Here is an 11,154-nt window from a genome sequence, read left to right on the forward strand (position 1 = left end):
ATGAAGTCCGCTCATCTCGGAGGTCCCGCCATGCCCGCCGCACAGCTGCTCATCGGCCCCTTGCTGCGCCGGGTCGTCGGGACGCGGGCCACCGTGTGGGTCGAAACCGACGCGCCGGCGGTGGTCACCGTCCGTACCGCGGCGGGCGCCACCGGCACCGCGCCCACCTTCACCGCGTACGACCATCACTACGCTCTGGTGGTGGTGGAGGGGCTGACCCCGCAGAGCGCCACCAGCTACGAGGTGCTGCTCGACGACGAGGTGGTGTGGCCTGAACCACGTTCCGGGTTCCCGCCGAGCGTGATCCGCACCCGGGCCGCCGACGACCGGGAGCAGCCGGTCCGGCTGATCTTCGGGTCCTGCCGGGAGACCACCCAGCACGCCACCACCCGCAAGCTGCCGCCGGACGCGCTGGACGCGTACGCCCGGCGGTTGATGGCCGACCCCGAGCCGGGCGCGCTGCCCGACCTGCTGGTGCTGCTCGGCGACCAGGTCTACGCGGACGTCACCTCGCCCACGGTGCGCCGGCTGCTCAAGCGGCGTCGGCGCCGGCCCAAGGGCGCCCCGGCCGACCAGGTGGTGAGCTTCGACGAGTACACCAAGCTCTACCTGGAGTCCTGGCGTGACCCGGAGATCCGTTGGCTGCTCTCCACCGTGCCGAGCGTGATGATCTTCGACGACCACGAGATCATCGACGACTGGAACACCTCCGCCAGCTGGCGCGACGAGATGCGCCGGCAGCCGTGGTGGGCGGAGCGGATCGCCAGCGGGCTCGCCTCGTACTGGGTCTACCAGCACCTCGGCAACCTCGCCCCGGACGAGATCGCCGCCGACCCGATCTTCGCCAAGGTCAGCACGGCCGAGGACGCCACCGGCGTGCTGCGGGAGTTCGGCCACCGGGTGGACCAGGAGGCCGATCTCGCGCACGACACCGAGCGATGGCGCGCGGTGCAGTACCAGTGGAGCTACGCGCTCGACCTGGGGCGGACCCGGCTGGTGATGCTGGACAACCGGTGCAGCCGGGTGCTCGAGCCGGACAACCGGGCGATGCTGCCACCGGGCGAGTGGTCCTGGTTCCTCGACCAGGCGCACGGCGTCTACGACCACCTGGTGGTCGGCGCCTCGCTGCCCTGGCTGCTGCCGCCGGGCATCCACCACGTCGAGGCGTGGAACGAGCGCCTGGCCGACTCGGGGCGGCCCTGGGTCGCCCGGTTCGGTGAGAAGCTGCGCCGGGCGCTCGACCTGGAGCACTGGGCCGCGTTCCGCCGGTCGTTCGAGGCGCTCGGCGCGACCTTCGCCCGGATCGGCAGCGGCGCCCCCGGGGCGCCGGGCGACCGGGTGGGCGCCGGGCCGGCGTACGCCCCGCCGGCGTCCATCAGCGTGCTCTCCGGCGACGTGCACCACTCGTACGTGGCGCGGGCCCGGTTCGACGACCCGGCGGTGACCACCCCGGTGCACCAGCTCACCTGCTCGCCGATCCACAACCAGGTGCCGGCCGGGATGCGCCCGCTGATGCGGCTCGGCTGGTCGCAGGGCCCGGCCGCGGCCACCCGGGCGCTGGCCCGCTCGGCCGGGGTGCGCCGGCCCGGCGTGCGCTGGCGCAAGCTGGCCGGGCCGTACTTCGGCAACGCGGTGGCCACCCTGGAGCACCGGGGCCGCTCCGCCGAGGTGACCATCGAGGGCACCACCAGCGACGGTCACCTGCGCCCGGTGGTGCGCCGCCGGCTCACCGGCGCGCGCTGACCCGGCCCCGTACTCTCTACGCCGTGGAGGAGCAGCAGGCGGAGATCCTGCGGGCGGTCGAGGACGAGCTGACCGCCCTGCTGCGGCGCGGCCGGGCGGTCTCCTGGGAGGTCGCCCGGGAGGTGCACCCCAACCTGGAACCGAACGCCTACGGCCTGCTGCTCTGGCTGCGCCGGTGCGAGTCGATCCGGCTGACCGACCTGGCCAGCCGGCTCGGCATCGGCAAGGGGACGCTGAGCCGGCAGATCCGCGGGCTGGAGGCGCTCGGCCTGGTCCACCGGGACCCGGACCCGAGCGACCGGCGGGCCGCCCAGCTGAGCCTCACCGCGGAGGGGCAGCGCCGGTTCGACGCGGCGCGGGCCGCCCGGATGAGGCACATCCGGGACACGCTGGAGAGCTGGCCGGCGCAGGATGTGGCGGAGTTCGCCCGGCTGCTGGGCCGCTTCAACGACGCCTGGTCCTGACCTCCCCACCGCGCGTCACTCTCGCCGCGCCCGGCAACCGTCGTTCCCTCTCGTCACGGCCTTCGGAATCTCGCTTCGACAGGTTGTTGCTCCAGGCAACCAGGACTAATCTGAAACAACTCTCGGGGTTGACGGCGGCCCGCTACCGATGGGCGCCGCCGCCGATCCGAGCGATAGTGGTGGGACCGCACCGGCGAGCAGAGCTGAGAGAGGCGGCCATGAGCCTGGGAGCACCGGATCGCGAGGAGTACGGTCCGGAGGCCAGACCCCTGCCGTTCGAGCGCGGCACCGACGGGCCGAGGGTGGTGCTGGTCGGTGTCGACGGCACCCGCACCTCCGCCCGCGCCGGCTGGTACGCCGCCGGCCTGGCCCGCCGGCAGGGCGCGGCGCTCGTGGTCGTCTTCGTCAGCGCCCCGAACGGGCTCGTCGCGATGATGCCGGGCGTGGACGCCGGGGCCGTCCGGCGGACCCAGGACGAACTCGCCGCCGAGCTGCGCGAGGAGATCCGGCGCGGCGCCGAGGAGCTGGGCCTGCCGATCACCTTCGTCTGCCGGCACGGTGACGCGTACACCGAGCTGCGGGACGCGGCCGACGAGTTCCAGGCGGACCTGGTGGTGGTCGGCGCCTCCGAGCAGGCGGGACACCGGCTGGTCGGCTCGGTGGCCACCCGGCTGGTACGCACCGGCCGCTGGCCGGTCGTCGTGGTCCCCTGATAACCGGTCGCCGGGTGTCAGACCTTCCGGCGAGGATGGCCCGATGACCTGGAGAGCACCGGAGATCACCCGGACCCCCGAGCCCTACGTCGGCGACGAGCGCACCATGCTGGAGGGCTGGCTCGACTACCACCGGCAGACCATCCTGCTCAAGTGCGCCGGGCTGACCGCCGAGCAGCTGAAGACCCCGAGCGTCGAGCCGTCCGGGCTCACCCTGCTCGGGCTCGTCCGACACCTGGCCGAGGTCGAGGCCTGGTGGTTCCGGGAGAACTTCGCCGGCCAGTCGGTCGACTACCCCTACTACACGGCCGAGCACCAGGACGCCGACTTCGACGTCGCCGCCGCCGACCCGGAGGCCGACTTCGCCATCTTTCACCGCGAGGTGGCGCTGGCCCGGGCCGCGGCGGCCGGCCGCTCGCTGGACGAGACGTTCACCGAGGTGAGCCCGATGGGCCGGCAGTTCAACCTGCGCTGGGTCTACACGCACCTGATCGAGGAGTACGCCCGGCACAACGGCCACGCCGACCTGATCCGGGAACGGATCGACGGGCACACCGGCGAGTGACCGCTCAGTACTCCAGCGCCGCCCGCAGGTAGCGCAGGTCGCCGGGGCCGCCCCAGCGGTGGGCGGAGAGCCCGGCGGCCCGGGCGCCGCCGACCGACCAGTCCTCGTCGTCGACGAAGAGCACCCGGTTCGGCGGCGTGGCCACCGCCTCGCACGCCGCCCGGAAGTACTCCTTGGCCGGCTTGTTCACCCGGAGCCGGTACGAGCTGACTACCGCGTCGAACTCGTCGGTCAGGTCGAGCGCGGCCAGGTCGGCGTCGAGCAGATCGGTGGCGTTGGTGGCCAGGCCGACCCGGATGCCGCCGGCCCGCGCCTCCCGGATGAAGCCGAGCACCTCGGTGTCCACCTCGCCGCGGTAGCGCTGCCACTCCTGCACCGCCGCCAGGGCCCGCTCCGGGCCGCCGGCGGGCTCGGCCAGCGCGTCGGCCACGCTGCTCATCCAGTCGGCGTGGCTGACCTGCCCGGTGAGCACCGGCTGGAGGCGCCCCCACTGCATGGCGATCTCGGTGAGCACCCCGTCGGCGAGGCCGTAGCGCCGCTCCACTCCGGCGGCCACCGCCGGGTCCCAGCGCCGCAGGACGCCGTCGAAATCCACCAGGAGCGCCCTCGCGCGTTCCCGAGCCACTAGCCGTTCTCCTCGCCGCGGCCGAGCCGCTCGTTCTCTCCGTCGGCCCGGTTGAGCCGCTGGCTGATGACCTGGGTGACGCCGCCGCGCATGGTCACCCCGTAGAGCGCGTCGGCGACCTCCATGGTCCGCTTCTGGTGCGTGATGACGATCAGCTGGCTCTTCTCCCGCAGCTGCGCCAGCAGCGTGATGAGCCGGCCGAGGTTCACGTCGTCGAGCGCCGCCTCCACCTCGTCCATGATGTAGAACGGACTGGGTCGCGCGCGGAAGATCGCCACCAGCATGGCCACCGCCGTCAGCGACCGCTCACCGCCGGAGAGCAGCGACAGCCGCTTGATCTTCTTGCCCGGCGGGCGGGCCTCCACCTCGACGCCGGTGGTGAGAAGGTCCTCCGGGTCGGTGAGGATCAGCCGGCCCTCGCCGCCGGGGAAGAGCACGGTGAAGACCTGCTCGAACTCGCGGGCGGTGTCGGCGAAGGCGCTGGCGAAGACCTCCAGGATCCGCTCGTCGACGTCCTTGACCACGGTGAGCAGGTCGCGGCGGGTGGCCTTGAGGTCCTCCAGCTGCTCGGAGAGGAACTTGAAGCGCTCCTCCAGCGCGGCGAACTCCTCCAGCGCCAGCGGGTTCACCTTGCCGAGCAGGGCCAGCTCCCGCTCCGCCTTGGCGGCCCGCTTCTCCTGCACCGGCCGCTCGTAGCGGACCGGCTCGGGCACCGGCAGGCCGTCCCGCTCGGCGATGGCGACGTCCGCCTGCGTCGGCGGGACGGGCTGGGTGGGGCCGTACTCGGCGACCAGGGTCTCGACGTCCAGACCGAAGTCCTCGGCCGCCTTCCCCTCCAACTGCTCGATACGCAGCCGCTGCTCGGCGCGGGCCACCTCGTCCCGATGCACCTGGCTGGTCAGCCGCTCCAGCTCGGCGCCGAGCCGCTTGGCGGCGCCGCGTACCTCCTGCAGCTCGGCCTCCCGGGCGGCCCGCTCCCGGGCGACCTCGTCGCGCTGCTCCTCAGCCGTAGCGATCGAGGTGCTCAGCCGGCTGAGCGCCTCCCGCGCACCGCCGGCCACTGCCCGGGCGATCTGGGCGCCCCGGGTCCGCGCCGCCCGCCGGGCCGCGGCCCGCTCCCGCGCGGCGCGCTCCGCGGTGGCCTGCCGGCGCAGCGAGTCGGCCCGACCGGCGATCGAGGAGACCCGCTCCTCGGCGGTACGCACCGCCAGCCGGACCTCCATCTCGTTCTGCCGGGCCTGCGGCACCATCGCGGCGAGCTGGTCCCGATCCTCGGTGGAGGGCTCGGCGTCGACCGGGGTCTCCTCGGCCAGCCGCAGCCGCTCCTCCAACTCGGCGAGCGTCAGCAGGTCCCGCTCCCGGGCGGCCTCCGCGCGGGCCCGGGACTCGCCGAGCCGATCGGTCTCCGCCTTCGCCGAACGGGCCGCAGCGCCCAACTCGGCCAGCCGCCGGGCGGCGGCGTTACGGTGGCTCTCCGCCTCGCGCTTGGCCGCCGCGGCGTGCTGCACCGCCTCCTTGGCGGCAGCCACCTCGGCCCGCGCCTCGACCAACTGGTCACGCAGTTCGGCGGCGGTCCGCTCGGCCGTGATCCGGTTCGCCCGGGCCTCCTCGACGGCCGCCTGCACCTCGATGAAGCTGGGCGCCTTGGCCGACCCCCCGGCCGCCGCGTACGCCCCGACCACGTCACCCTCGGGCGTGACCGCACGCAGCTCCGGATTGCCGCTGACCAGCTCGGCCGCCGCCGCGAGATCGTCGACGAGCACCACGTCGCGCAGCGCGCGGTGCACCGCCGGGCGCAGTTGCTCGGCGCACTCCACCAGGTCCGGCGCCCAGCGCGCGCCGTCGGGCAGCTTCGGGCGCAGCGCGTCGGCCGAACCGTCCATGCCGGGACCGGCGGGACCGCCGACCAGCAGGCCGGCCCGGCCGGCGTCGGAAATCTTCAGCAGCCGCATCGCCTCGACGGCCTCGTCCACACCGGTCACCGCGACCGCGTCGGCCAGACCGCCCAGTGCGGCGGCGAGGGCGGCCTCGTGCCCGGGGGCGACGGTCAGCAGCCCGGAGAGGCTGCCGAGCAGCCCCGGCACCTCACCGGCCCGGGCCAGCAGGGCGCCCGCGCCGTCCTTGCGGCGCAGGCCGAGGGCAAGCGCCTCCTCGCGCGCCTTCCAGCTGGCGGCGTCCTTCTCGGCGGCGCGCTCGGCGTCGGAGAGGGACCGGACGGTTGCCTGGGCCCGCTCCTGTACGGCCACCGCCTCGTCGTGCCGGGCGTCCAGGTCGGCGTTGTCCCGGTCCGCCTCGGTCGACTGCGCGGCCACCGCGTCCAGGTCGGCCTGGGCCTTCTCGGCCCGGGTGAGCGCATCGGTGTGCGCGGCGGCGAGCCGTTCGATCTCCTCCCCGGCGCTGGTGGTGCGGGCCCGGGCCGAGTTGACCTGGCCGGTCAGCCGGGCCATCCCCTCCCGCCGGTCGGCGATCGCCTTGGCCGCCGCGACCAGTTCCCGCTCCGCCGCGGCGAGCTGCCGCTCCAGCTCCTGGCGGTGCTCCACCGCCTCGGCGAGCCGGATCTGGTCGTCGGTGAGCGCGCCGCGCAGCTCCTCCTCCTGCTCGCGGACCCGCTCGGATTCGGCCTCCAGCTGGTCCGGGTCGCGTCCGGGCCGCTCGTCGTCGCCGGCGGCGCTGAGGTGACGCAGCCGCTCCCGGGCGAGCTGCTCGATCGAGCGGAACCGCTCCTGCAGGGCGGAGAGCTTGTACCAGGTGTCCTGGGCGGCGGCGAGCAGCGGCGCGTCCTCCGCGAGGGCTGCCTCCAGCTCACCGAGGCGCGCCTGCACCTCGGTGTGCTCGGCCTCGACCTGCTCGCGCCGTTCCCGCAGCGCGGTCTCGTCGGCGATCTCCCTGTCCAGGGTCGCGCGCAGGGTGGCCAGGTCGTCGGCGAGCAGCCGCAGCCGGGCGTCGCGCAGGTTGGCCTGGATGGCGGCGGCCCGCCGGGCCACCTCGGCCTGCCGGCCGAGCGGCTTGAGCTGGCGGCGCAGCTCGGTGGTGAGGTCGGTCAGCCGGTTGAGGTTGGTCTGCATCGCGTCGAGCTTGCGCAGCGCCTTTTCCTTGCGCTTGCGGTGCTTGAGGACGCCCGCCGCCTCCTCGATGAACGCCCGCCGGTCCTCCGGCTTGGCGTGCAGCATGCCGTCGAGCCGGCCCTGGCCGACGATGATGTGCATCTCCCGGCCGATGCCGGAGTCGGAGAGCAGCTCCTGGATGTCGAGCAGCCGGCAGGTGTTGCCGTTGATCTCGTACTCGCTCTCGCCGGAGCGGAACATCCGGCGGGTGATCGAGACCTCGGTGTACTCGATGGGCAGCGCGCCGTCGGTGTTGTCGATGGTGAGGGTGACCTCGGCCCGGCCCAGCGGCGCTCGACCGGCGGTGCCGGCGAAGATGACGTCCTCCATCTTGCCGCCGCGCAGCGCCTTGGCACCCTGCTCGCCGAGCACCCAGGCGATGGCGTCGACGACGTTGGACTTGCCGGAGCCGTTCGGACCCACCACACAGGTGATCCCGGGCTCCAGCTTGAGCGTCGTCGCGGAGGCGAAGGATTTGAAGCCCTTCACCGTCAGGCTCTTGAGATGCACCTTCTCGATCCTCGTCCGGTGGCCGCCGTACCGTCGCCGGCTGCGCGGACCTGGTGAACTCGCAGACTAACCCGGGACCCCCGGGCACCCACCACGCGACCCGCCCCGGCCGCCGCCGGTGACCGGTCCTCGGGCCACCGGGGCCGGCCCGAGGAGAACGCCCCGCGCGTTGCCCGAAGGCAAAGGCGGACATCGTTCACAGGCGCGTCCGGCGTACCGTTTCCCAGGCGTCCCGGCGCAGTTCCGCGCCACGTCACCGCAAGATCGAAAGAATGGCGACCGGGGAAAAGGGGTGGAAACAGAGCTGCGCGCCGGCACAGAGGTGTCGGCGCGCTTTTTCTGGTGGTGCGATTCAGTTTTTGCGACCCGAAGATCAGGTAAGCGCGGGCTCGGCGAGTCGGAGCAGATCGTCCGCCTCGGTCGCGGCGGCGGCGAGCCGATCGTTCTCGGCACGCAACCGCGTGAGCTCGAACTCCAGTGCCTGAACCCTGGCACGCAGTCGGGTGACCTCGTCGAGCAGACGCCGGTCGGGCGCTGCACCTACGTGGCCGTAGAGGGCCTTCGCCATTTTGAACTCCTTGATATGCGCTGCCGGAAAGGCCGGCCAACGCGCGCCCACGTGTTCGCGACTGCCATTCCAGCTGTATCTGGGCATGACCGGGCGCGACTGGCGACACCTATATATTGAGCCGCAAACCCCCTCTTCGTCAAGTTCTCGCAGGCCGTAGATCATCTCTACGTCGGCCTGTCCACTCGCCGGGGGCTGCCACAAGGGCACGGACACGCTCTGTCCGGACGCCCTAACTGTACGCCCCCAATGCGGGGAAGTCCGCACCCGGGCGTCCGGGTTCGCTTTAACTCTTCCTTAGCCACGTTGCCGCAGGTCGCGGCGCGCCCGTAGCGTCAGCCCGGCCCGCAACCGACCCCTGGAGGCCAAGGCGTGTACGGCTGGACCGACCCGAACGACCCGGATGCCGCCGCCCGGCGTGCCGAGCCGCCGCGTGACGAGCCGGCCTGGCTGAGCGACCGCCCGGAGCCACGCTCGGCCTACCTGTTCGGCGACGACCCCGAGCAACCGGCCGAGGAGTGGCACCGCGACCAACCGACGCCGGGCTGGTCCGGCCAGCCCACGGACGGGTGGCGTGACCAGCCAACCGGCCGGTGGTCGATGGAGCCGGACCGGCCCTGGGCGGACGAGCCCACCGCCGGCCGATCCCCCGAGCCGACCAGCGGCACGTGGTCCGCCGAGCCGGCCACCGGCACCTGGTCCCCCGAGTTGGCCAGCGGGAGCTGGACGGCCGAACCCACCACCGGGAACTGGGCGGCCGAGCCGGCCACCGAGCAGTGGTCCGCCGAGCCGAACAGGCAGAACTGGGCCGCCGAGTCGGCGACCGGAGGCTGGTCCGGCGAGCCGGACGGCGGCTGGTCGGCCGGTCACCCGGGCCACGGTCCGGCGTACGGGGACCGGGCGGCCGACGCGCTGACCGAGGCCGGGCCGTACGGCGCTCCGTTCGCGGCGGCCGGCCAGCCCGACGCGGAGCAGCCCCTCGGCGAGGGGCGGCACCGCACGCCGCGCCGGTTCCCGCGCCCGCTGCTGATCGGCGGCGCCGCCGCGGCGGCCACCCTGGTGGTCAGCCTCGGCGTCGGCGCGCTCGCCCTGCCCGGCGGCGGCGGCGAGGCGGCCGACCCGACCGCGGTCGACGACACCGTCGCCACCGCACCGGAGCTGACCACCGACGAGACGGCTCCCGGCCAGGCGCTGGTGGCACCCTCCCCGACCGCCTCGCCCACCACCGCCCGCCCCACCCCGTCGCCCAGCCGGACCAGCAAGTCCACCCCCGCGCCGTCGCGGACCACCGCGCCGTCCCGGCGTAGCGAACGCAGCAGCGCGCCGAGCAGCACCGGCACCAAGGCCCCGCTGAGCGGCAGCGTCAGCGCCCAGGCGCGCGAGGTGGTGGACCTGGTGAACGCCGAGCGGGCCAAGGCCGGCTGCAATGCGCTGAGCATCGACGACAAGCTGATGACGGCGGCCCAGCGGCACAGCCAGGACCAGGCCGACCACCAGAACATGTCGCACACCGGCAGCGACGGCAGCGACTCCGGCGACCGGCTCGACCGGGTGGGCTACGCGTGGCGCACCTACGGCGAGAACGTGGCCTGGAACCAGAAGACGCCGGCCGCGGTGATGGACGCCTGGATGAACAGCTCGGGGCACCGGGCCAACATCCTGAACTGCGCGTTCACCGAGATCGGGGTGGGTATCGCCAGCAGCAACGGGCCGTACTGGACGCAGGTCTTCGCCGCGCCGCGCTGACCCGGGCGAGTCGTCGGCGGGTCCGCGCTCGTTTCACCCGGTGAGGTACGCCGGCGTGGGGGCGGCGTACTGGTGGGGGCGGCGGGGCGCCGCCCGGGACCCGGGAGCTGCCGATGCGGATCCGGCTGCGGCGACGCGCCGTCCGGTGCCGGCTGCGCCGGGATCTCTCGGTCGGCGCCGCGCTGCTCCTGCTGATCCCGGTCTACGGCTGCCGGGTGGAGTTCACCCCGCCGGGGGCGCCCACCCCGTGGCCGGCCGGGTCGGCTCGCCACTGGCAGTGGCAGTGGCAGCTCACCGGCCGGCTCGACCCGGACGTCGACGCGGACGTGTTCCTGCTCGACCCGGTGCGCACCACCGCCGAGGAGACCGCCGAGCTGCGCGCCCGCGACCGGCGGCTGATCTGCCAGGTGCACGTCGGTTCGGTGTTGCCGACCGACCCGGACGTGACCCGGTTCCCGGGCACCGCGATCGGCGCGGCCGGGCGTCGCCCGCAGAGCCACTGGCTGGACGTACGGCAGTGGGACGCGATCCAACCGGCGCTGGCCGACCGGTTCCGGCTCTGTCGGGGCAAGGGGTTCGGCGCGGTGGCGCTGGCCGACGCGGACGGCTACCTGCACCGCTCGGGCTTCCCGCTCGACTTCGACGAGCAGTTGCGCTTCAACCGCCGGCTGGCGGCGCTCGCCCGCTCCCTGTCCCTCTCCCCCGGGCTGGTCAACGACGTGCCCCAGCTCGCGGCGCTGGCCCCGGACTTCGACTTCGCGGTCAACGAGGACTGCGTGCGGCTGAACCTCTGCGCCAAGCTGCTGCCCTTCACCGACGCGGGAAAGCCCGTCTTCCACGTCGAGTACACCGGGTCGACCGCCGACTTCTGCGTCACCACGGTCGGCTACGGCTTCGCCTCCATCCGCAAGCAACGCACGCTCGACGCCTGGCGGCTCAGCTGCCCGCTGCCCTGACCGCTCCCGCCACCTACGCCGGGGGGGGCGCCCCGCGCGCCCCCCCCCCCCCCCCCCCCGGCCCCCCCCCCCCCCCCCCGCGGCCCCCCCCCCCCCGCCGCCGCCCCCCCCCCACCCAGACCGGATCAGCGGGGGGGGGCGGGGAGGGGGGGGCGCGGGC

The 11,154-nt window shown here is 74.1% G+C and carries 9 protein-coding genes; 6 read left to right on the forward strand and 3 right to left on the reverse strand.

Going from position 1 to position 11,154, the window contains the following annotated elements; all coding sequences use genetic code 11:
• The first annotated feature begins 30 nt into the window (after positions 1-30).
• The 4 genes from ACIBBA_RS27270 (at position 31) to ACIBBA_RS27285 (ending at position 3,485) form a co-directional block, all read left to right on the forward strand.
• Positions 31-1,743 (forward strand): alkaline phosphatase D family protein, encoded by a 1,713-nt coding sequence (locus tag ACIBBA_RS27270; RefSeq protein WP_396700789.1) that lies wholly within the window; start codon positions 31-33, stop codon positions 1,741-1,743.
• 23 nt (positions 1,744-1,766) lie between these two features.
• Entirely contained in the window at positions 1,767-2,207 is a 441-nt protein-coding gene (locus tag ACIBBA_RS27275) for a MarR family winged helix-turn-helix transcriptional regulator (protein ID WP_396700791.1), read from the forward strand.
• A gap of 218 nt (positions 2,208-2,425) precedes the next feature.
• The gene (locus ACIBBA_RS27280; protein ID WP_396700793.1) at positions 2,426-2,920 is read left to right on the forward strand and encodes a universal stress protein; all 495 of its coding nucleotides are present in this window, start codon (positions 2,426-2,428) and stop codon (positions 2,918-2,920) included.
• 43 nt (positions 2,921-2,963) lie between these two features.
• Positions 2,964-3,485: a DinB family protein gene (locus tag ACIBBA_RS27285; protein WP_396700795.1), complete on the forward strand. Its 522-nt coding sequence runs from the start codon at positions 2,964-2,966 to the stop codon at positions 3,483-3,485.
• A gap of 4 nt (positions 3,486-3,489) precedes the next feature.
• Here ACIBBA_RS27285 and ACIBBA_RS27290 read toward each other — a convergent pair whose 3' ends face one another.
• The 3 genes from ACIBBA_RS27290 to ACIBBA_RS27300 all read right to left on the reverse strand — a co-directional run bounded on the left by ACIBBA_RS27290 (position 3,490) and on the right by ACIBBA_RS27300 (position 8,292).
• Entirely contained in the window at positions 3,490-4,110 is a 621-nt protein-coding gene (locus ACIBBA_RS27290) for an HAD family hydrolase (protein WP_396700797.1), read from the reverse strand.
• Positions 4,110-7,724, reverse strand: coding sequence for a chromosome segregation protein SMC (gene smc, locus ACIBBA_RS27295; protein WP_396700799.1), 3,615 nt, complete (start codon positions 7,722-7,724; stop codon positions 4,110-4,112). The genes ACIBBA_RS27290 and smc overlap by 1 nt, the downstream gene beginning before the upstream one ends.
• Before the next feature lie 373 nt (positions 7,725-8,097).
• Entirely contained in the window at positions 8,098-8,292 is a 195-nt protein-coding gene (locus tag ACIBBA_RS27300) for a hypothetical protein (protein ID WP_350869634.1), read from the reverse strand.
• 372 nt (positions 8,293-8,664) lie between these two features.
• Between ACIBBA_RS27300 and ACIBBA_RS27305 the strand changes: the two genes are divergently transcribed.
• On the forward strand, positions 8,665-10,038 hold the full coding sequence (locus ACIBBA_RS27305) for a CAP domain-containing protein (protein WP_396700802.1): 1,374 nt from the start codon (positions 8,665-8,667) through the stop codon (positions 10,036-10,038).
• 113 nt (positions 10,039-10,151) lie between these two features.
• A complete protein-coding gene (locus ACIBBA_RS27310) occupies positions 10,152-10,994 on the forward strand; it encodes an endo alpha-1,4 polygalactosaminidase (protein ID WP_396700804.1) in 843 nt (280 codons plus the stop codon).
• Positions 10,995-11,154 lie beyond the last annotated feature (160 nt).

The organism is Micromonospora sp. NPDC051006, from assembly GCF_044456245.1.
Taxonomy (GTDB): Bacteria; Actinomycetota; Actinomycetes; order Mycobacteriales; family Micromonosporaceae; genus Micromonospora.